The following is a 19,466-nucleotide window of genomic DNA, read 5'->3' on the forward strand; positions in this document are numbered from 1 at the left end:
AGGAGGAAAAATCTATGAGCCTTTTCAAAAACCGCACGGTGGTCGGAGTGATCTGCATTCTTTTGTCCCTGCTTATCTGCTTCGGCGTGACGCCGCTGTTTAACCAGTCGGTCAGCCAGAAAACCGAAATCGTCCGCGTCGTGAAGGAAATCAAGGCAGGCGAGGAAATCACCAAGGAGATGGTGCAGACCGCGGAAGTGGGCGGCTTCGGACTGCCCGAAAATGTTCTTCGCCAGAGCGAATCCGTTGTGGGCAAGTACGCCACCGCCGATCTTTCCGTTGGTGACTATATCTTAAACACCAAGCTATCCGACACCCCGGCGGCAGAAAATACCTACCTGTACAACCTGGACGGCACCAAGCAGGCCATGTCGGTCACCATCAAGAGCTTTGCCAACGGACTGTCCGGCAAGCTGGAAAGCGGCGATATTGTGTCGGTGATCGCCCCGGATTACAAAAAGCAGGGCTCCACCGTGATCCCCGCCGAGCTGAAATATGTGGAGGTCATCGCCGTCACCGCAGGCAGCGGCTATGACGCCAACCAGCGTGACGCTGGACCCGATTCGCCTTCGGCGGAGAATGAAAAAGAACTTCCTGCAACCGTGACCCTGCTGGTATCCCCCGAACAGAGCAAGGTGCTGGCAGAGCTGGAATCGGACGGCAAGCTCCACCTGTCCCTTGTTTACCGCGGCACACCCGCCAACAGCGCCAAGTTTATCGAGGCGCAGGACAAGGTCGTTGCGGCACTGTATCCCGCGGAGCCGGTGCAGGACAGCGCTCCTGAATCTCAGGAACCGGAGGAAAGCACTGCATCCGAAGCGCCTGCGGAAAGCGAGGTGCAGTGATGCTGAACTTTAAGAAAAAGGGCATCTTCACCCGCCAAGTGCCAAAGGAGGATGCCTCGCCGGAGCAGGAGCCGCAGGAAGGAATCCTTGCCGTTTGGGGCTCCCCCGGCAGCGGAAAGACCGTCACTGCCGTGAAGCTTGCAAAGCACCTTGCCGACCGGAAGAAAAACGTGGTGCTTCTTCTCTGCGATATGACCGCCCCCATGCTGCCCTGCATCTGCCCGCCCTCGGAGCTTCAGGGCGAGCATTCGCTGGGCAGTATTCTTGCCGCCGCCCATGTGACGGAGCCGCTCATCAAGCACAATCTGGTGACGCTGAAAAAGCACAAATACCTCACCGTCCTCGGCATGAAAAAGGGTGAGAACGAGTACACCTACCCGCCCTATGAGCAGACTCAGGCACAAGAACTTCTGGATAATCTGCGAAAAATCGCCCCTTTCGTGGTGGCGGACTGCGGCAGCTATATCGCCAACGACATCCTTTCCGCCGTGGCGCTCATGGAGGCCGACAGCGTCCTGCGCCTTGCAAACGCCGATCTGAAATCCGTAAGCTATCTTTCCAGTCAGCTCCCATTGCTCCGGGATTCCAAATGGGATGCGGAGAAGCAGTACAAGGTTGCCGGGAACGTGAAGCCCCGGCAGGCCGGGGAGCAGATCGGACAGGCGCTGGGCTCCGTAGCCTTTACCCTGACCCACTCGCCGGAGCTGGAGGAACAGTACCTTGCCGGGAATCTGCTGGCAGATTTGTCCTTAAAGGACAGCCGCCAATTCCGCAAGGAAATAGAAAAAATTACAAGGGAGGTATTTGGTATATGAAAAGCTATCGTTCCAAATCCCCCTCGGAGAGCATGGGGGGCACACGGGGGGAACTGGTTCCCACCCGTGAGGCGCACTGTGAGCAAAGCGAACCATGCAGCTTTCGCAAAAGCTGCGCGCGCCAAAAGGAGGTGTTCGGCATATGAAGTTGGGCAAAAAACGAAGCGCACCGGCATTTCAGAATAAGGCGGCACGCACAGAAAAAAACGGCAGTCATCCGTTATCCACAGAACCAGAGCTGATCACCGAAGTCGGAAATACCTCCGAACCCACGGCTGAGAGGTTTGCAAACTTGCAGTTCGGTTCCGATGTGGATGTTTTGAATCCGCCGGATGAGCAGGAAGCCGCGCCGTTGCGTGACAACCGCACGCTGCGTGCGCATGGTCTGTTCTTTACCCCGGAAACGGAGGGAAAGGATTTCTCCTCGGTGCTTGCCGAGGTGCAGGAGTACATCTCCGAACATTACAGCACCCTCATCACCGCAGGCGGCGAGGATGCCAAGGCGCAGCTCAAACGCTACATCACCAAGTACGTCCAGGACCGCCGTGTCTCGGTAAACGGCATGAGCGGCGGCAAGCTGGCGGACGCCCTCTACACCGAAATGGCGGAGTTTGGATTTCTGACCAAATACATCTTCGGGAGCGGCATTGAGGAAATTGACATCAATTCGTGGAAAGACATTGAGGTGCAGTATTCCGACGGCCGCACCGTCAAGCTGGAGGAACGCTTTGAAAGCCCCCAGCACGCTGTCAATGTGATTCGAAGGATGCTCCACATCAGCGGCATGGTTTTGGATAACGCCAGCCCCATCGTGTTGGGGCATCTCAGTAAAAATATCCGTATTGCCGTCTTGAAAAGCCCCATTGTGGACGAGGATGTGGGTGTGGCGGCCTCCATCCGTATCGTAAACCCGCAGAGCATGAAAAAAGAGGACTTTGTCCGAAGCGGCACGGCGACAGACCCTATGCTGGACTTTTTATCCCTTTGTGTCCGTTACGGCATCTCGGTCTGCGTGGCGGGCGCCACCAGCTCCGGTAAAACCACCGTGGCAGGCTGGGTGCTGACCACCGTACCGGACAACAAGAGAATCTATACCATTGAAAACGGCTCCCGTGAGCTGGCTCTCGTCAGAGAAAAGGACGGAAAGGTGGTCAATTCGGTCATCCACACCCTGACTCGTGACAGCGACAATGACCGCCAGCGCATCGACCAGACCAACCTTTTAGACTATGCCCTCCGTTTCAACCCGGACATCATCGTGGTGGGCGAGATGCGCGGCGCGGAGGCAAACGCGGCGCAGGAGGCCGCCCGAACCGGCGTGGCGGTGCTGACCACCATCCACTCCAATTCCTGCGAAGCCACCTATCGCCGCATGGTGTCCCTGTGCAAGCGCGCCGTGGATATGTCCGATGCGACCCTCATGGACTATGTCACCGAAGCCTATCCCATTGTGGTGTTCTGCAAGCAGCTGGAAAACAAGCAGCGCCGCATGATGGAGATTCAGGAATGCGAAATCCTGCCCGACGGCACAAGGCGTTTCCGCCCGCTGTTCCAGTATGTCATCACCGAAAACCGCATGGAGGACGGCAAATTCATCATTGAGGGGCACCACGAGCAAGTCAATACCATCTCGGACAGCCTTGCCAAGCGGCTTCTGGAAAACGGTATGCCGCAGGCGGTCATTGAGAGCCTGAGGAGAAAGGAGGCACAAATCGCATGATGACGGTACTGTTAATCGCCTGCATTGGAATGATTGCAGGCTCTTTTATTTTGCTTGGGCTGACACCCATGGCGTTTACAACCGCCATCTTCGGCAGGCTGACTGATCAGCCCAAAGCCCTCCGGGATGAGGTCAATGAAACCATCCGCAGGAAAAAGAAATCCTATCTGCGCCGGGAGCTTGCCGAGGTGCAGTCTATCCTCAAGGTCACCGGCAGATCGGCACGCTTTCCCATGCTCTGTGCCTTGTCCCTGCTGTTCTTTGCCGTGGGCGCGTCCGTGGCCGTGATGCTCTCGAACTTTTTTCTGGTTCCTGTCATGGCGGCGGGCTGTATGCTCCTGCCGTTCTGGTGGGTGAAGCTCACGGCCAGCCACTTCAAAAAGGACATTGCGGCGGAGCTGGAAACGGCGCTCAGTATCATCACCACGGCCTACCTCCGAAACGAGGACATTCTGACGGCGGTGGAGGAAAATCTCCCGTACCTGAACCCGCCGGTGCTGTCGGTATTTCAGAGCTTTGTGTCCCGTGTGCGGCTGGTTGACCCCGATGTGACGGCGGCGCTCCATGATGTGAAAATGAGAATTGACAACACGGTGTTTCAGGAATGGTGCGACGCCCTCATTGCCTGTCAGCACGACCGCAGCCTGAAAACCACCCTGACGCCTATTGTCAGCAAGCTTAGTGATATGCGGGTGGTCAACGGTGAGCTGGAAACCATGGTGTTCGAACCGAGAAAGGAATTCATCACCATGGTGGTCCTTGTCATAGGCAACATTCCGCTCCTGTATTTTTTGAATCAGGACTGGTACCACACCCTGATGCATACCCCGCTGGGGCAGGTAATCCTGACCATCTGCGCTGCCGTGATTTTCATTTCCACGGCGTTTGTGATCAAGCTCACCCAGCCCATCGAATATCGAAGATAAGGAGGAACCCATGACAATCTATCTGTTTTTATTTGGAGTCCTCCTGTCGGCGGGACTCTTTTTCATTGCCGCCGATCTGCTGCATCTGCCCACCCTTGCAACCCAAAAGGCGATGCTGTCAGCAGGAAAGCAGGCCAAGGCCAAGCCCAAAACCACCGATGCCCTGCTGCGGAACGCCGCCGTCCGGCTCTCCCGGTATATCCGCATGGATGCGTACAAGAGAAGCCGGATGACAAATGTGCTGTCGGCGGCGGGGCTTTCCGACTCACCGGAGCTGTTCACCGCAACGGCTATTGTGAAGGCGGCGGCTATCGGGCTGTGTATCATTCCCTGCCTGATGGTTCTGCCATTGCTGGCGCCCATTGTACTGTTTACCGCCGTGCTGGTCTATTTCAAGGAAATCCGCAAGGCGGACGAGGCGCTGGCAGCCAAGCGCGGAAAAATCGAACAGGAGCTGCCCCGTTTCGTTGAGACCGTCACTCAGGAGTTGAAAGCCAGCCGGGATGTGCTGTCCATGCTGGAGAATTTCAAGAAAAACGCAGGCGAGGACTTTGCGGCGGAGCTGGACATCCTCACGGCGGATATGCGTTCCTCCAGCTATGAGGCGGCGTTAACCCGCTTTGAGGCAAGGTTCAATTCGCCCATGCTCTTGGATATTACCAGAGGGCTGATCGGCGTACTGCGCGGGGACGACGGCGGGATGTATTTTCAGATGCTGGCCCACGATATGAAACAGCTGGAGCTTCAGCGGCTGAAAGCGCAGGCCATGAAGATCCCGCCGAAAATCCGGGTGTTCTCCTTTGCCATGCTCATGTGCTTTCTCATGACCTACATGGCGATTATTGTCTATGAAATCATCACATCCCTTTCCGGGATGTTCTAACAGGGAGGTGTAAACCAGATGACAGAACAGGAAATGATGACGCTTCTGCGGAAAAAGCTGGACAGAGGCATGGCGCAGTATCGAAAGGAATGGCAGCAGAAACCGGCCTCTGAGCTGGTAGAGTTGGCGAGTGAAATTGCCGCTGTGAAGTTTGTGTACGGAGAATTATCCGGCAGCAGCTATTCGGCTGACTATATGGAATACCTCCTGCGCTTCGAAAACCCGCTGGAGGTGGTAAAGGATCAGTGGATATCCGAGCAGACCGTGGATTTCAGCGAGGAACTCACCCATGCCCTTTGGACGCTGTGGGACAAGGGCGAATCGGAAGCAGAGTATACCCTCGACCCGGAATATGCGCCTGTTTCTGCGGAGGAAGTGAGAATCACGGTGCGGGAATTTATTGAAGCGCACCCGAACGCAGCGTTTGACATGATGACGCCCGGCGGTTATGTGTACCTGACGCCGGAAACTGCACAGCTTCTGCTCTCCGGCCAGAGTGTGAAAGGAAACCCCGGCAGCGCTGAATTTGCCAGAGATGTCCCCGCGGATGAACTGCTGGAGCAGGAGATTTGCACTGCTGATTTCAGCAAGGGCGCATGGCGTATCTTAAGTGACCACAACCCGGAACCCCGGCAGGAGCAGGGGCCCTTTGAGCGGGGGGTGACCATGTGCTGAGAAAAATCCTGAAAAACAAGCGCGGCGAGGGCTATATCGACGTGGCCGTGCTGGTGCTGTGCGCCATGCTGGTTATTGCCCTTGCCGTGAAGGTGTTCCCCGTCTACATCCAAAAGCAGCAGCTGGACACCTTCGCCACGGAGCTCATCCGGGAGGCCGAAATTGCCGGACAGGTGGGCAGCGAAACCAGCCGCCGTGAGCAGCTTCTGCGGGAAAAGACAGGGCTTTCTCCCAGCGTGGAATGGTCTGAAACCGGCAGAATCCAGCTCAATGAGGAAGTCACGGTAACGGTCACCTACCAAACCAACATCGGGCTGTTTGGCGGCTTCGGCTCGTTCCCGATTACGCTGAGAGCAGATGCGGCGGGAAAGAGCGAGGTTTACTGGAAATGACGGATAAAATCAAGCAAATTTTACGGAGAAAAGACGGTGCGGGCTTTCCTCTCATTATCGCAATTACCCTGTCGCTGGTCATGATCTTCACGGGCATTTCAGAATACTTCCGTCTGATGATTGTGGCGCAGGGTGTGCGGGATGCAGTGCAGGCCGCCGTCATCTCCACCGTGGTGGAGAATTACGATGATGTGTACCACGGTGTGCGGGAGGGCTATTCGGGCGCTTACCAGCCCTATGCCGGAGATTTCGAGGAAAGTCTCGATTACGGCGATATTTATGACCGGCTGGACAACATCCTTGGACTCTCTTATAGCAGCGGATACCATGAAAAGCGCACGCCGGACGGCAAGCTGGAGTTTAAGGTCTGGAATCTGGAGGTGGACATCCGAAACGCGCCTCTTGCATCGGGTGACCAAGCTTCCGCCCGTTTTGAAGCGGACAGCACCATTCTGCTGGAGGTTCCCGTATCCTTTGGCGGGAAGCTGCTGCCGCCCATGACCATCAAGGTCAAGACCAGCGCCGGATACACGCCTAAATTTTGACTGTTATCAAAAAGTTTTCTATAATAACAGTAGACTTCCGGAAACGTTCATGGTAGGGTGTGAAATAACAAGAGGCTTATCAAAATATGGTAAATAGGAGGATGCTCTTATGAAAAATATGAATCCCAAAATGAAGAAGTGGCTGGCTGTCGCCGGGGGACTTGCCCTCTGCGTGATACTGGTGGTGCTGATCGGGCAGCGGTTCCAGACACCCAATCCGGTGGATGCGCCCCTCCCGTCCCAAAGCTCCGAGGTGAGCGATGTGACGGTAGACCCGTCCGGGCCGGACAGCACAGAGAAAGAAAAAGAGGTCACCGTAACTCCGCCCGATACCACCCAGCCGGTGAGCACCGACAACGGCGCGGTTTCCAGCGGCACGGAGCAGACCATTCAGGGCGATGTGAGCAAGCCGGAATATACCGAGGAACAGCTTCAAGACCCCACACAGAAGCCCAACGGCGAAAAGGTCACCGAGCCTCCCGCGGCAGTCGACCATGACAAGGTGGAACAGCCGAAGGAAACCCCGAAACAGGAATCCTCCTCTAAACCCAGCAATGGCGGAAACAGCATTCCTGGCTTTGATAACGTGCCAAACTTGGGCGAAAATCAAGTGATTGAGGGAAAAAGCGATGGCGACATCAACAAGCAAGTCGGTACGATGGACTAAAACTTAATACAATATATCCCAAGAGCACGGTTGAAAAATACCGTGCTTTTATTTTGCAAAAACACAGGAGGGCAAAATGAAAAAATTACTTTTGAGAGCCCTGCCGCTGTTCCTCGTTTTGTGTCTGCTCTGCCCGATGACTGCGCTTGCCGACACCGGCGGCAGCGGAAACATTGACGGCGGTGGCGGCGGGATGGGTCAGGGAACCAGCACCAATTCATGGAGTCCCGGTAATGAAGGTGTACGTGTCACGGTGGTTCGCGCAAGCGACCATGCGGTAGTTACTACTCCCATTGATTTAAGCAATAAGTCCCCATCATCTTCGATTTATCATTTCGGAAAGGTCAGCAAAATACAGTACAACAATGGCAGGAACTTGCAAGCTGTCCAAGGCGGTTATACCACCATAAAACCACCTCAGGCAATTCCAAAAGTTATCAGTACCAATGGCAGCAATAATATTGATGCACTCAAGAAATACTTTTGCTCTGAGTTTTTGGTGCAACTCATCGCAAATCACACTGGCATGGACTACGATGTTCTGATTGGCGGTGAGTACAAGTTGCTCCTTGAACCCTTTGCCTTTTATAAATTTGAGGGCAATATGTTTGCCACCACCGCTACTGAAGCGGCGCTCTATGATGAGCAGACCAGCGGCCTGTTAAGGCGGCGCATGGTATCCCTAACCCACAAGAATCTGCCGCTGGCCATGTTCCTGGAGGTAAGCGATCTCGGCTATCCCGCATGGGGAGGCAGCAAAACCAGCGCCGCCACCAATGCGGATATCAAGTCCAGCCTTGGGCTTGGCATCGTCCGCTTTGAGGAAAAGCCGGAGGAACCGCAGATTGACGCCTACGATTATGAGTACCGGGTCAACACCGACGTCATCACGGCGGTGCGCATCAGCGGTGGCCAGTCCGACCCTGACAGCCCCACCCGTGTCAGCTTCAACATTGGCGGCCAGACCTACAACGTGGGCAATGTTTATTACCCTGAAGGCGACAGCCAGCTTGCGTGGGTGAAATGGAGAACCCCTGATACCGAGCAGAACATGACCATTGAAGTGACGGTGTCCGGCCCCGGCAGCACGGCGAAAACGACCCTCAACGTAAAAATCGTTGACCTTGATAAGAACCCGCCGCCCAATCCCGTAGCCGATGACCGCAATGACAGCTTCTCCCGCACTTCTGTTCCAAGCAGAGCGGTGAAAAGCACGGCAAGCTGGAGTGTCTGGCGCCCGTGGTGGCAGGAATATTGGGTATGGCATGGGGATGATGAGGACGGATACTGGTGTGACCATGGATGGTGGGAATTTGATCTGGATCGCTACAGCGCCAGTCTAACCGCAGCCATGAGCATCCAGTGCGATGATAAAAATCCCACCGCCAGCGGAAGAGTTATGAAGTCAGGATACGGTATCAACCAGACCGTCACCGGGAGTGTCAGCTCCAGCCAAAGCTCGGCGGTTACCCAGCCGCAGAATGCGGTCAGCTATTTCCCTGAATTCGGCTACGAAGCCTACTGGCGGCTCTTGGATCGTATGGGATCGGGGCGGTTTGAATTTCAGAAAAATCCCTATTCCACCTACAAGAATCGGACTCATTTCAGCCCCATCTGGATGCTGGACGGCGCCTATACCGTCAACACATGGCTCATAGATGCGTGGACGCCCGATGGGATGCTGTCCGCCAACCTGACCGACAGCCTGACTATCCGCGGCAATCTGTGGCAGGATTGGCACGCCGGTCCCATCCAGCCGTAAAGGAGGGACGAGGATGGCATATGAACGCATTGAGGCTCCAAAAGGCAGCGTGTACCACTACACAAAAACGGATCGGCTGGAGGCAATTCTCAAGGATGGCCGCATCCGGCGGTTCGGAGATCGGGAGTGCTGGTTCTGCACCTCTCTTGCAGATACCCTGCGGCTTATGGAAATGACCGTCATGCAGGAGGGGCATCCTTACGTGGATGTGCAGGGCTTCTGGCGGAAATACCCCGCTTTTGTGCCGGAGGATTATGTGATTCTCCAGCTGGAGCCGCGCTATCAGAACGGCGATTGGGTGCGCTGGAATCAGGAGCTGCCGCCCGGCTGTTCCGCTGAGCTCCTTGCACAAGCGAAGGAATTCAGTGCGCTGAAAAAAGGATTTCGGGGCGACCTGAAGTTTTACCAAAACCCGCAAGTGCTTGCGGTAGCTCCGCTTTTGGAGGAACAGACTCCGGGCATGGACATGACCATGCAGCTATAAAAACAGAAAAAGAACAAGGCGGCGGGAGCGATCCTGCGGCCTTGTTCCTCATTTCGGAAAGGTGGTCTTTATGAAAAGATATAAAAAAATCGCGCTGGCACTCACGCTCGTTCTCATGGTAAGCCTGCTGTTTGGCACAACCGCTTTTGCGGCAAACGGCGACGTGGCCGGGGCGATTGAGGGAACGTGGAACGATGCCTCCGGGCAAATCAAGACGGTGGTCAACAAGGTGGTGTTCCCTGCAATCGACTTGATTCTGGCGGTGTTTTTCTTTGCCAAACTTGGGATGGCGTACTTCGATTATCGCAAACATGGGCAGTTTGAGTGGGCGGCGCCCGCCATTCTGTTCGCCTGCTTGGTGTTCACTCTCACGGCGCCGACCTATATCTGGACTATACTCGGGATGTGACTGTAAAACAAAAAGTAGGCAACCCGAGCCTGATAGCAAGGTTTGCCCATATTTTCATAGTAATCGTGATTAGTTTTGGTAGAACCGATTTAGTCTCAATAAGCTGTCTGCTCATTTGGTTCATACAGAATATTTGTTAAACAAAATAGGCAATAATGCTTTACTCCATTGATTTGATCAGAACAACCTTTTCCCATCTGAAATATCAATATCGAGCTCTTTTGCCACACTGTTTTGCTTAAATGGATTTATTTTTTCCACTACACCGTCACGTTTGAAAAGTGAGCCTGTATTCTTGAACCAAAAGGTTACATCTGCTGTTACGCATTGTTCACGGATATTAAGTACCCAATCATAATCGCACATACGGGCTTCTCGTCCTGTTTCGCCGCCAACGGTAACATGGTCTATGCCATCAAGATATGGTGTTAAATCTATCGCTTCTAAAAGTGGGGCGCAGGCAATAAAGCGCCGCTTTATCGGATAGGATAAAAAGAGCGGAAGCCTGTAATCGGCGAGTGTTTGATTTTCGGCAGTACAGCCAATATTCACATTGTCATAGCCTGTACCCCAATCAGACGGAAGCGATTGGGGGAAACGGTCAATTCGCTTTGTTAAAATCAAGAAATCAATATCTGTTCTTTCCTTGATGATAGCCCAAATGTCTTTACGCCACTCGTCTGCTTCTGGCAGGAAAAAGTCAGTCGCAAAACAGGTTGGAAGAATTTTGTTGCCTTTGATATTGTATTCTCCCTTTGCATTTTTCCTTGCGGGCCAATCAAATTTATCTGTTTTTTGTATTGTGCTTTGACCATAGCGTTTTGCATACGGCCCATAAAAATAGCAATTTGTACAGCCATCACTTATCTTGTAACAGCCTGTCCATGGCTCCCAGTTCATAGTATTCCTCCTCTTGGATGGGTGAAGCCGATGATGGCAGAAACGCACCGCTTGTCAAGTGCAGCGTTTGAACGTCACCGTCTGTGCCTTCATGGAGATCTTATCCACCTCATAGCCGTAGACGGGCAGCTCCTTCTTGAAGGTTAAAAAGGCGTGGTCGATGGGAAAGCCCAGAATCTGTTCAATCTCGGCATAGGTCAGCGCGAAGCTGTTCTCCGTGCGTTGACCTATCGCCTTCCAAAGCGGCTCATATTTACTCATTGTCCGTCTCCTCCAATCTTGTTTGGAATAAAATAGCGGCTTTGGTTTACCAAAGCCGCCGTGTATCACATACTAAAGCCTAACGCATACTGTTTTACAACCTCAAGAGGGAACATTGTGCGTGTAGCAACTTCTTCTGCCGACATGCCTTGATTAAAAAAGCGTTTGATAACCGTGGTCATATCCTCTGCAATTTCTACAATGTGCTTGTCGGGGTCATATACCCGAATATCACGCTGCCCCCACGGGTATTCTTTGATTTCGTGTACCCACTGCAAACTGGATATGCTTTTTAGTTTGGCGTATACCTTGTCTAAATCTTCCACTTCAAAATAAACTTGAAAGTTGTGCGATTGCTCTTTCACGCTATCGACTGATATGCCAACGAGTTCGGCATATCCTTGTTGCAGAGAAAACCCCTCAAAGGTCACATGTACGCCAATATCCATTACCGCGTTTTGATGAAGCACCTTTTCATAAAAATGTTTCGATGCGGCTATATCCTTAACCGCTAAAAGACAACCTTGATATTTCATTTTTCAATCCCCCTTTGAGGATAGTGTATCGTATATCTCTGTGCCGTCATAGTAAAAATCCGACATTGTTTTCAGATACTTTTGTGGGGTAACGCCACTGATAGCCTTGAAATCTTTATCAAAATGGGCTTGGTCGAAATATCCAGCTTGTTGCGACAATGCCGCAAAAAAGCAAGGCGATTTTTGAATGTGCTTTAATACATAATTAAAGCGAGTTAAGCGTATAAAGTCCTTAACATTCATCCCAATTTGCACAAGAAACAAGCGGTTTAGCTGTCGCCCACTATAATGGGATTGTCTGGCAACTTCTTTCACTTGTATTTGTCCATAATTATCAGAAATCACTTTGGTTGCCAACACCAAAGAGTCCGAAACAACATGCTTTTCCATGCGTCGGTATAAAATTTCCTCACAAGTATTCACCAAATCGGATACAGTTTTTGATGCTACAAAAGCCTGATGCAGCGAATAAAACAGCTCATTGTCAATATCCTCAAGCGTCAGTCGTTTATCTGCAAACTCCGCTTGGCTTTGACGAGTAATTTGATACAAACCATAGGGAGAAAGTTGTACAAGCAATAGGACATGATAACTATTTGGTTCCATTCCTAACAATACCGGGGTTAAAGATGCTCCCCACAGTTCAGCAATGACTGCGTTTCCGTCAAAAGCAAGCGACAATGTTCCGCAAGCGTTAGGCATAAGCGTATATTGTGCGGTAAATGTATTATTCGATGGAAATACGACGTTGTAATATTGAATATATTTTCTCAGCCCCACATGCGAGGGGAATATATTGAATTGCTTGTTATCTTTTATAATCAAATTATTCCCCCTCATCTTCAAAGTAAAGTTTTCATTATGTTTATCCGCCTAATGCGAATCAAGCAAATATAAATACACCCCTTCGGGGCAAATTTTTCCTCACTACCGTTTCAAAAAAGTTTTACTCGGTAAATATATAAAATAAGTTTACCATAGCAAAATGGAAGTTTCAATTAATTAAATATAGACAACAGGGAGGGGTTCGGTGCTATGAAAATTAAAATCCGTTCACCGTCTATATGCAAGCATTGACTGGACTATTCTTGGCATGTAGACAAAGCAAGAGCCGTTGCGTCAAGTAAGATGCAACGGCTCAAATTCGTGATAAGTCAGATTTTATTGTGTAGGTGAAGTTAAACCACTAACAGAGGGTGTGCTCATACCCTTACACAATGTTTTCACCCAAAATAATTTTTGGCATAGTGGTTAAGCATCTGTTCCATCGCTTGTAAAAATGCTCTAACCCTAACTTTGACACCCTTGCGTGAGTTTCTTCATCTCTAACAGTCCAATGTAAAACATAAGTGACTTTGCCTACATTGCGTGTGAGGCGAACAGGCAATGCCCCTTCTTTAACGGCATTAAAATCTGTTTGGCGGTGGGTGCGTTTGATATATCTAACTTCAATAACACCATCCTGCTCCATATAAAAGGCGGCAACCTCTTTCATAAGTTGCTCAATTTCCTCTTGCTTTTCAATCTTTGCCTCATAGATACAAATTTCATTAAACATTTATTGCACCACCTCACACATTATATAAATTATATAAAACTTGCTCACCGAGCGTTAATTTCCCATGCTACCGTTTCACAAAAGTTTTACACGGCAGATATATAAAGTGAGTTTACCATAGTAAAGCGGAACTTTCAATTAAACAAATATGAACAATGGAAAGGACACAGATACTATGAAAAAGTCCGTTCGCCATCCTTTTGCAAGGATACTCTGGACGATTTTGGGGATGTAGACAAAGCAGGAGCCGTTGCATCAAGATAAAGATGCAACGGCTTAATTTCATAATCTAAAATAAGGGTAAAGCTTCTTAAGAAAAATACCATGGCTCACTGATAAATTTGATATATATTTTTTTGTTTGCAATCTCAATTAAGCCTTCGTCCTTCATTCGTTTCAGTTCCCTGAAAAGTGAGGGGCGTTGTACACCGAAGTAGTCAGCAAGCTGCTTTTTTGTGATAGGTAGCAAAACAGATTCCGATTTTTGCTGGGTAGAAAGTGCCAGAAGGTAATGAAGCAAAGTTTTTAGGTCCCAAGTTCATGGCCATTCGTTGGGCGCTCACTGTACTTGCCATAATCATCTTCTCATGGATTTCGGCAAAAATTATTCGGGATGAGGATCTACCGGGAGAAATGCTGGCTAAGCCCGGCCTCCATATTAACAAGGATGCCTGTATGGGCTGTACCCTTTGTGCAAAGAACTATCCCACACTGTTTATAATGCAAGGGAAAAAAGCTGTTGTCAAAGCATATGATAAACAGGCTCTTGATTATGAAAAACTCCAAAGTGTAATAAAGGCATGTCCGGTTCATGCAATAGAATATTCGGAACAATAAAGATAAGGAGTTATATCACAACGTGATGTAGCTCCTTATTTACTTTATTAAAAAGGTTGTAAGCCTATCTTTGTATCCAGGATTAATATCATCGAGAGGGGTTTAAGTGTAATTACCCTCAGGATTCAATCACCCTATTAATCCAATCGCATAAGATATATAAGGGTAATGCTATGCAATTTATAATTTTGTGATGTTACCTAAGCTGAAAAAGGAGGTGTTTTTTTGTGAGTCGATATAATGAAAACAGAAGGGGTTGCGGAAATCAGACCGTAGAGTCATGCCAACAAGACCATGGGCCTTATCCCTATGTTACCAACATTTCGCAAGCAACTGGGCGGAATCAGAACTATCGCACGACATTGTGGACTGGATGTCACCTGCAGTTAACTCTGATGAGTATTCCCGTATGCGGTGAAATTGGGTTAGAGATACATCCAGATACTGATCAGTTTTTGCGTATCGAACAAGGAAACGGTGTTGCTTTGATGGGAAACCGCAAAGAGCAATTGGATTTCCAGCAATGTATAGCAGCAGATGATGTTATTTTTGTCCCTGCCGGAACATGGCATAATGTTGTTAATAAAGGGCGATGCCCTTTAAAACTCTATTCAATTTATGCACCACCACATCATCCGCATGGCACAGTGCACAAAACTAAGGCAGATGCCGATAGATTGGGGGATTGAAACCACAATACATGTAAAAAAAGTAAGAGCCACGTGAGAATTCACGCAGCTCTTATTTTTATTGCATTGAACCATTTTTCAGTTTTTGTCGTTTTACCAGTTTCACTAACTCAAACCAAAACACTGCGATAAATGCAATAATAACAGCCTTTAATAACAGAGAAGCAGAAAGTGGTGCCAACTTTAATAAGCCATTGAGTGGCGAATACAAAATAATGCCAAGCATAGCCAGTGTACCAAGGTTAACTGCCCACATCACTTTGTCTTTCACAAGGCGCTTTACCGATTGAAAGGTAAAATCGTGATCAGAACTATTGACCTGTACAAGAAACAAGTTGGATAGCATGATAATTGCAAGCCCCATTGCCCGGGCAACTGGTGCATTATCAACATTTCCATCGAGGATTACGTAATACGTTCCAAAGGAGGCCGCAAAAATGATAAGTCCCTGCAAAATGCTTTTGGCTAGAGTTTTTGCGGTCAACAGTTTTTCCTTTGGATCTCGAGGGCTTCGCTCCATAATGTCTGCTTCGGCAGGCTGACGCTCTAGTACAATCGAGCAGGTAGGGTCAATGAGTAGCTCGAGCAGAACAACGTGGAGAGGAAGTAAAAGCAGTGCTGAGGGGGCAATGCCAAGGATTGGTGCAAGTAAGGAGGCAAAGGCAATGGGAATATGAATGGTGAACACATAGCCCACAGCCTTGCGAATGTTATCATAAATACGGCGACCGTCTTTTACCGTTTCTACAATAGTAGTAAAATTGTCGTCCATTAGAATGAGATCTGCTGCTTCACGGGAAACTTCACTGCCGCGTTTACCCATTGCAATGCCAATATCGGCATATTTGAGAGCGGGTGCATCATTCACGCCATCACCGGTCATCGCGACAATTTCACCGTTATCTTTGAATGCTTTTACAATACGCATTTTATGTTCAGGAATGACACGAGAAAAAATGCTGACATCCTTCACTTTTTCACGCAGTTCTTCATCGGTCATTTCGCTTAGCATATCGCCTGTAATGATATGGTCGCTGTTTTGCATACCGATTTTCTTTGCGATAGACGCGGCGGTGATGCCATTATCACCTGTAATCATAACAACACGAATACCCGCTTTATTGCAAACGGCGATGTCTGCTTTTACACCTTCACGGGGTGGGTCGGCAAGCCCGATCAGTCCGCAAAGCGTTAAATGGCAGTCTGTGATCTGTGCAGGAATTTCTGCTTCACTTTGTAGCTTTGCAGTGGCAACTGCAATTACACGCAAACCTTGTTTGGACATTTCGGTGATCTTCTGTTCTGCTGTTTGTTTTTCTAAATCTGTAAGCTTACAAATAGTTAAGATACGCTCAGGGGACCCTTTTGCGGCAACGGTAATTCCGTCATCTCTGCGCCAAATATGCCCCATCATCTTCAACTCATTTGTAAAGGCATATTCGCTGATTAGTTCTCCAGCAAAAAGATCTTCCTTTAAAATTCCAAGGGTTTCGCAATGCTTGAGCATTGCCTTTTCCATTGGGTCATAGGCATCGGTCTCGCAGCCCATACCCATTACTTCACAAAGTGCTATGGTGTTGCCATCAGTAGCCCACGTATCCTGCACGGTCATCTGATTCATCGTGATGGTACCTGTTTTATCTACGCATAGCACAGATACGGCGCCAAGCGTTTCCACTGAAGGCAACTTGCGCACCAGTGACTGCTTTTTGGCAAGTCGCCAAGCTCCCATTGATAAAAATACCGTGAGGATGACAGGAAACTCTTCTGGAATCATTGCCATGGCAAGGGTGATGCCCGACAAAATGCTTTCAATCAGCCTGTCGCCAAAGCTGTGGTCAGGAATATTTAGCCATGTGAATATTCCTACAAGGGCAAACAAGACTGCAGCAATTCCTGCGCATAGTTTAACAAGACTTCCGGTTTGCTTTTGTAGGGGTGTGGGTTCCTCTGGTGCAGATGCAACATTAGCACCGATTTTTCCATATTCGGTGCTGCCACCAATTTTATCTACCAGTACCGTTGCTGTGCCCTGTGTAACCAGCGTGCCAGCATAACAATAATCACGCCGCCAATAGTCGCTTGTTGAATCTGCACTCTCAGTGTTGATTTTCCACACACCTTCCGCTTCGCCGGTCAACGAAGATTCATCGACACACAGGTCGTTACATTTTATTATAATGCCGTCTGCCGGGATTTTAACCCCCTCATAAATCATCATTAAGTCGCTGGGCACAAGGTCAGCACTTGCAATGGTCTGCTCCTTGCCATCACGAATAACAGTGACATGCGGGGCAGATAAATCTTTCAGGGCATTTAGGGCTTTATCGGTTTTCCATTCTTGAATTACATCAATGCTAATGATGCCCACCACAAAAATGAGCATAATCGCACCATCCCTGGATTCTCCCAGAATAAAATAAATGGTCGCAGCAACAATGAGCAGTAAGAACATTGGTTCGCAGATAATATGCAGGATTTTTTTGAAAAAGCTTTCTTTTTTCCGTGCGGTCAATTCATTCTTACCATATTGCTCCTGCAATCGTTTTGCTTCGGTGGCGGTTAAGCCAGCCATGTTTTGCTTTTTGTCTGTCATAAAAGTTACCTCCGTTTTAGCCTTTCGGCAGTCGTTTGATAGCTCTATGGCACTCCATTTCGGGGTCATGTGTTCCATCAGGGTATAAAAAATAGCACACCTATGGAACATACTACTGTCCCACAGATGTGCTCAAATTGCAATCTGTTGCCGCTCATTGGGCGGCCCGGCCCCATGACCTTTACAAAAAGGTTCATCGCCTGCTCAGTTTGTACTGTTGATCTCGCATTCATGCTGAATGTAATGCAGTGCAAAGAGATTCTATATATTATATGCAAGATTGCAATCATTGTCAACCAGAATATTATAGAAGATGTAAGGAGAATTAAAATGAAAACAAAAATCCGTTCACCGTCTTTATGCAAGGATTGTCTGGACTATTCTTGGCATGTAGTAATAATGAGTAGGTCCAGTTCTGCAAGGAGCTGGGTCTGCTCATTTAGGTTCTCATTATGCTCATAATAAGAAATTCTGGTTATTCCTAACTGTTCATTAATATGCCAACACCTCATAACCAGTTTCGGTTACTAACACCTGTTTTTCCCATTGCGCAGAAGGCTTCCCATCAGCAGTGCGAATAGTCCAATTATCGCATTTATCTGTTACTATATTGGATTTTCCCATATTTATCATAGGCTCTACAGTAAAAACAAGTCCTGGGACTAAGAGCATTCCTGTTCCTTGCTTTGTCACATAACCGACCCAAGGATCTTCATGAAATTGTAGACCAATACCGTGGCCTCCGATTTCTCGAACGACAGAATATCCATTTTCCCTTGCATGGTCTTGAACAGCTTGCCCAACATCACCAAGAAATCCCCACGGTTTTACCTGTTCAATGCCCAGCTCCACACACTCTTTCGCAACATCAACCAGTTTTTGTTTCTCAGCGGAAACAGCACCAATGCAAAACATGCGTGAAGAATCTGAAAAAAATCCGTTATAAATTGTAGACACATCAATATTTACAATATCGCCGTTTCGCAGGAATATACGATCAGAGGGGATACCATGACATACAACATCATTAATTGAGATACACACGCTCTTAGGGTATCCGTCAAAATTGAGTGTTGCTGGAACGCCTCCCAGTTCCTTGGTTTTTTCGAAGATAAGCCGGTCAAGCTCTTCCGTGGTGATTCCATCAACCGCATAATTTGCAATGAAATCCAGTAAAGCGATGTTTCGTTTGCTGCTTTCCCGAATACCTTCAATCTGTTGTTTTGTTTTAAGCAATTTTCGATAAGGCACTTCATATCCCTTTAAGCGGTAGATTTCAATTTGCTCATCAATAGGGCCATGACATTTCTTATATTTTCGACCGCTGCCACACCAGCAGAGATCATTTCTTCCAAACTTGTCAGACATTTTATCTCCTCGCATTTACAAATTCGGAGGGAGCAATACGCCCTATAGACTAAGGCGAGCTAAGAGAAACACCGGAAGTTTTCCGATATTGGCGTGGCGAGCATTGAAACGCTTGTGAAAAAGCTCTTGCAAACGCTTCAGATGACGAGTACCCATATCGAAAAGCAATATCGGTTATTCTGTCATTGGTTATGCAAAGATCATTAGCAGCAGCTTTTAATTTACATTGGGCAAGAAATTGTTTATATGTCATACCCATGTGCTCCCGAAACTTTGTAGAGCAGTAATACGGTGAATAACCAACATATGATGACATATCTTGCAGGCTTGGGCTTTCTGTTATGTTATTTTCTACCCACTTTGCCATTGTTTCTATTGTTTGAACAGACATTTGCTTCACTCCTTTCTCCAGTATATCAATTCTCACAGACAATTACCTGATATAAGTTGCACATATGAGATAAAGTGCTTGCCGATAATCTCCGTAATTTGGCTGCAGCAGGAGTTTACGGATGCCTTTAATTACTGTACAGATTATAAATAATTAGCAATTCAAATACTTGTTAAAAGTTATCGTACCATATGTTGCCGCAAATTT

Annotated in this window: 24 protein-coding genes and 1 riboswitch; of the genes, 15 read left to right on the forward strand and 9 right to left on the reverse strand. The window is 48.8% G+C overall.

The window, feature by feature from the left end:
* Positions 1–14: 14 nt before the first annotated feature.
* From cpaB to ACRQU7_RS01980, 13 genes are all read left to right on the forward strand, one after another.
* Complete coding sequence (cpaB, locus tag ACRQU7_RS01920) at positions 15–845, forward strand: Flp pilus assembly protein CpaB (protein ID WP_018214019.1); 831 nt, start codon at positions 15–17, stop codon at positions 843–845.
* Positions 845–1,660, forward strand: coding sequence for an ATPase AAA (locus ACRQU7_RS01925; RefSeq protein WP_018214018.1), 816 nt, complete (start codon positions 845–847; stop codon positions 1,658–1,660). The genes cpaB and ACRQU7_RS01925 overlap by 1 nt, the downstream gene beginning before the upstream one ends.
* The gene (locus ACRQU7_RS01930; RefSeq protein ID WP_018214017.1) at positions 1,657–1,806 is read left to right on the forward strand and encodes a hypothetical protein; all 150 of its coding nucleotides are present in this window, start codon (positions 1,657–1,659) and stop codon (positions 1,804–1,806) included. Before ACRQU7_RS01925 ends, ACRQU7_RS01930 begins: the two co-directional genes overlap by 4 nt.
* Positions 1,803–3,380 (forward strand): type II/IV secretion system ATPase subunit, encoded by a 1,578-nt coding sequence (locus ACRQU7_RS01935; protein ID WP_128746470.1) that lies wholly within the window; start codon positions 1,803–1,805, stop codon positions 3,378–3,380. The genes ACRQU7_RS01930 and ACRQU7_RS01935 overlap by 4 nt, the downstream gene beginning before the upstream one ends.
* On the forward strand, positions 3,377–4,306 hold the full coding sequence (locus ACRQU7_RS01940) for a type II secretion system F family protein (protein ID WP_018214015.1): 930 nt from the start codon (positions 3,377–3,379) through the stop codon (positions 4,304–4,306). Before ACRQU7_RS01935 ends, ACRQU7_RS01940 begins: the two co-directional genes overlap by 4 nt.
* 10 nt (positions 4,307–4,316) lie before the next feature.
* Positions 4,317–5,189: a secretion protein F gene (locus ACRQU7_RS01945; protein WP_444643321.1), complete on the forward strand. Its 873-nt coding sequence runs from the start codon at positions 4,317–4,319 to the stop codon at positions 5,187–5,189.
* An 18-nt stretch (positions 5,190–5,207) separates the two neighbouring features.
* The gene (locus ACRQU7_RS01950; protein WP_026184157.1) at positions 5,208–5,864 is read left to right on the forward strand and encodes a hypothetical protein; all 657 of its coding nucleotides are present in this window, start codon (positions 5,208–5,210) and stop codon (positions 5,862–5,864) included.
* Entirely contained in the window at positions 5,858–6,256 is a 399-nt protein-coding gene (locus ACRQU7_RS01955; protein WP_018214013.1) for a DUF4320 family protein, read from the forward strand. The genes ACRQU7_RS01950 and ACRQU7_RS01955 overlap by 7 nt, the downstream gene beginning before the upstream one ends.
* Positions 6,253–6,801 carry a hypothetical protein gene (locus ACRQU7_RS01960; protein ID WP_018214012.1) on the forward strand — a complete coding sequence of 183 codons (549 nt, stop codon included), beginning with the start codon at positions 6,253–6,255 and terminating at the stop codon, positions 6,799–6,801. Before ACRQU7_RS01955 ends, ACRQU7_RS01960 begins: the two co-directional genes overlap by 4 nt.
* Positions 6,802–6,910: 109 nt before the next feature.
* Positions 6,911–7,468 (forward strand): DUF6550 family protein, encoded by a 558-nt coding sequence (locus ACRQU7_RS01965; RefSeq protein WP_018214011.1) that lies wholly within the window; start codon positions 6,911–6,913, stop codon positions 7,466–7,468.
* A gap of 76 nt (positions 7,469–7,544) precedes the next feature.
* Positions 7,545–9,230, forward strand: a complete 1,686-nt coding sequence (locus ACRQU7_RS01970) for a hypothetical protein (protein ID WP_018214010.1) — start codon at positions 7,545–7,547, stop codon at positions 9,228–9,230.
* Between the two features lie 13 nt (positions 9,231–9,243).
* The gene (locus ACRQU7_RS01975) at positions 9,244–9,714 is read left to right on the forward strand and encodes a hypothetical protein (protein ID WP_018214009.1); all 471 of its coding nucleotides are present in this window, start codon (positions 9,244–9,246) and stop codon (positions 9,712–9,714) included.
* Between the two features lie 70 nt (positions 9,715–9,784).
* Positions 9,785–10,123, forward strand: coding sequence for a DUF3852 domain-containing protein (locus tag ACRQU7_RS01980; RefSeq protein ID WP_018214008.1), 339 nt, complete (start codon positions 9,785–9,787; stop codon positions 10,121–10,123).
* A 177-nt stretch (positions 10,124–10,300) separates the two neighbouring features.
* Here ACRQU7_RS01980 and ACRQU7_RS01985 read toward each other — a convergent pair whose 3' ends face one another.
* From ACRQU7_RS01985 to ACRQU7_RS02010, 6 genes are all read right to left on the reverse strand, one after another.
* Positions 10,301–11,023: a DUF5131 family protein gene (locus ACRQU7_RS01985; protein ID WP_018214007.1), complete on the reverse strand. Its 723-nt coding sequence runs from the start codon at positions 11,021–11,023 to the stop codon at positions 10,301–10,303.
* 54 nt (positions 11,024–11,077) lie between these two features.
* Positions 11,078–11,284, reverse strand: a complete 207-nt coding sequence (locus ACRQU7_RS01990; RefSeq protein WP_018214006.1) for a hypothetical protein — start codon at positions 11,282–11,284, stop codon at positions 11,078–11,080.
* 65 nt (positions 11,285–11,349) lie between these two features.
* A complete protein-coding gene (locus ACRQU7_RS01995; RefSeq protein ID WP_018214005.1) occupies positions 11,350–11,820 on the reverse strand; it encodes a VOC family protein in 471 nt (156 codons plus the stop codon).
* 3 nt (positions 11,821–11,823) lie between these two features.
* Positions 11,824–12,645: a helix-turn-helix domain-containing protein gene (locus tag ACRQU7_RS02000; RefSeq protein WP_018214004.1), complete on the reverse strand. Its 822-nt coding sequence runs from the start codon at positions 12,643–12,645 to the stop codon at positions 11,824–11,826.
* Between the two features lie 385 nt (positions 12,646–13,030).
* Entirely contained in the window at positions 13,031–13,378 is a 348-nt protein-coding gene (locus tag ACRQU7_RS02005; RefSeq protein WP_018213991.1) for a hypothetical protein, read from the reverse strand.
* 310 nt (positions 13,379–13,688) lie between these two features.
* A complete protein-coding gene (locus tag ACRQU7_RS02010) occupies positions 13,689–13,898 on the reverse strand; it encodes a helix-turn-helix domain-containing protein (RefSeq protein ID WP_080632397.1) in 210 nt (69 codons plus the stop codon).
* On the opposite strand from ACRQU7_RS02010, the gene ACRQU7_RS02015 reads away from it, so the two are divergent.
* The gene (locus tag ACRQU7_RS02015; RefSeq protein ID WP_230974964.1) at positions 13,877–14,215 is read left to right on the forward strand and encodes a (4Fe-4S)-binding protein; all 339 of its coding nucleotides are present in this window, start codon (positions 13,877–13,879) and stop codon (positions 14,213–14,215) included. The genes ACRQU7_RS02010 and ACRQU7_RS02015 overlap by 22 nt on opposite strands.
* 395 nt (positions 14,216–14,610) lie before the next feature.
* Complete coding sequence (locus ACRQU7_RS02020; RefSeq protein WP_242841522.1) at positions 14,611–14,904, forward strand: cupin domain-containing protein; 294 nt, start codon at positions 14,611–14,613, stop codon at positions 14,902–14,904.
* A 58-nt stretch (positions 14,905–14,962) separates the two neighbouring features.
* On the opposite strand, the gene ACRQU7_RS02025 is transcribed toward ACRQU7_RS02020, so the two are convergent.
* From ACRQU7_RS02025 to ACRQU7_RS02035, 3 genes are all read right to left on the reverse strand, one after another.
* Positions 14,963–17,500, reverse strand: a complete 2,538-nt coding sequence (locus ACRQU7_RS02025) for a cation-translocating P-type ATPase (RefSeq protein ID WP_018214001.1) — start codon at positions 17,498–17,500, stop codon at positions 14,963–14,965.
* Between the two features lie 113 nt (positions 17,501–17,613).
* A riboswitch (NiCo riboswitch) is annotated at positions 17,614–17,718 on the reverse strand.
* A gap of 274 nt (positions 17,719–17,992) precedes the next feature.
* Positions 17,993–18,868 carry a methionyl aminopeptidase gene (locus ACRQU7_RS02030; protein ID WP_026184156.1) on the reverse strand — a complete coding sequence of 292 codons (876 nt, stop codon included), beginning with the start codon at positions 18,866–18,868 and terminating at the stop codon, positions 17,993–17,995.
* 49 nt (positions 18,869–18,917) lie between these two features.
* Positions 18,918–19,259, reverse strand: a complete 342-nt coding sequence (locus ACRQU7_RS02035) for a helix-turn-helix domain-containing protein (protein WP_026184155.1) — start codon at positions 19,257–19,259, stop codon at positions 18,918–18,920.
* Between the last annotated feature and the right edge of the window lie 207 nt (positions 19,260–19,466).

The organism is Caproiciproducens puteiluti, assembly GCF_052442865.1.
GTDB lineage: Bacteria > Bacillota > Clostridia > Oscillospirales > Acutalibacteraceae > Caproiciproducens.

Coding starts and splice junctions, on each gene's coding strand:
- ACRQU7_RS01995 (WP_018214005.1), bottom strand. CDS start 11,820: ATGAAATATCAAGGTTGTCTTTTAGCGGTTAAGGATATAGCCGCATCG.
- ACRQU7_RS01940 (WP_018214015.1), top strand. CDS start 3,377: ATGATGACGGTACTGTTAATCGCCTGCATTGGAATGATTGCAGGCTCT.
- ACRQU7_RS02025 (WP_018214001.1), bottom strand. CDS start 17,500: ATGACAGACAAAAAGCAAAACATGGCTGGCTTAACCGCCACCGAAGCA.
- ACRQU7_RS01975 (WP_018214009.1), top strand. CDS start 9,244: ATGGCATATGAACGCATTGAGGCTCCAAAAGGCAGCGTGTACCACTAC.
- cpaB (WP_018214019.1), top strand. CDS start 15: ATGAGCCTTTTCAAAAACCGCACGGTGGTCGGAGTGATCTGCATTCTT.
- ACRQU7_RS01930 (WP_018214017.1), top strand. CDS start 1,657: ATGAAAAGCTATCGTTCCAAATCCCCCTCGGAGAGCATGGGGGGCACA.
- ACRQU7_RS02030 (WP_026184156.1), bottom strand. CDS start 18,868: ATGTCTGACAAGTTTGGAAGAAATGATCTCTGCTGGTGTGGCAGCGGT.
- ACRQU7_RS01965 (WP_018214011.1), top strand. CDS start 6,911: ATGAAAAATATGAATCCCAAAATGAAGAAGTGGCTGGCTGTCGCCGGG.
- ACRQU7_RS02005 (WP_018213991.1), bottom strand. CDS start 13,378: ATGTTTAATGAAATTTGTATCTATGAGGCAAAGATTGAAAAGCAAGAG.
- ACRQU7_RS01985 (WP_018214007.1), bottom strand. CDS start 11,023: ATGAACTGGGAGCCATGGACAGGCTGTTACAAGATAAGTGATGGCTGT.
- ACRQU7_RS01950 (WP_026184157.1), top strand. CDS start 5,208: ATGACAGAACAGGAAATGATGACGCTTCTGCGGAAAAAGCTGGACAGA.
- ACRQU7_RS01970 (WP_018214010.1), top strand. CDS start 7,545: ATGAAAAAATTACTTTTGAGAGCCCTGCCGCTGTTCCTCGTTTTGTGT.
- ACRQU7_RS01960 (WP_018214012.1), top strand. CDS start 6,253: ATGACGGATAAAATCAAGCAAATTTTACGGAGAAAAGACGGTGCGGGC.
- ACRQU7_RS01935 (WP_128746470.1), top strand. CDS start 1,803: ATGAAGTTGGGCAAAAAACGAAGCGCACCGGCATTTCAGAATAAGGCG.
- ACRQU7_RS01990 (WP_018214006.1), bottom strand. CDS start 11,284: ATGAGTAAATATGAGCCGCTTTGGAAGGCGATAGGTCAACGCACGGAG.
- ACRQU7_RS01925 (WP_018214018.1), top strand. CDS start 845: ATGCTGAACTTTAAGAAAAAGGGCATCTTCACCCGCCAAGTGCCAAAG.
- ACRQU7_RS01980 (WP_018214008.1), top strand. CDS start 9,785: ATGAAAAGATATAAAAAAATCGCGCTGGCACTCACGCTCGTTCTCATG.
- ACRQU7_RS02020 (WP_242841522.1), top strand. CDS start 14,611: ATGAGTATTCCCGTATGCGGTGAAATTGGGTTAGAGATACATCCAGAT.
- ACRQU7_RS02035 (WP_026184155.1), bottom strand. CDS start 19,259: ATGTCTGTTCAAACAATAGAAACAATGGCAAAGTGGGTAGAAAATAAC.
- ACRQU7_RS01945 (WP_444643321.1), top strand. CDS start 4,317: ATGACAATCTATCTGTTTTTATTTGGAGTCCTCCTGTCGGCGGGACTC.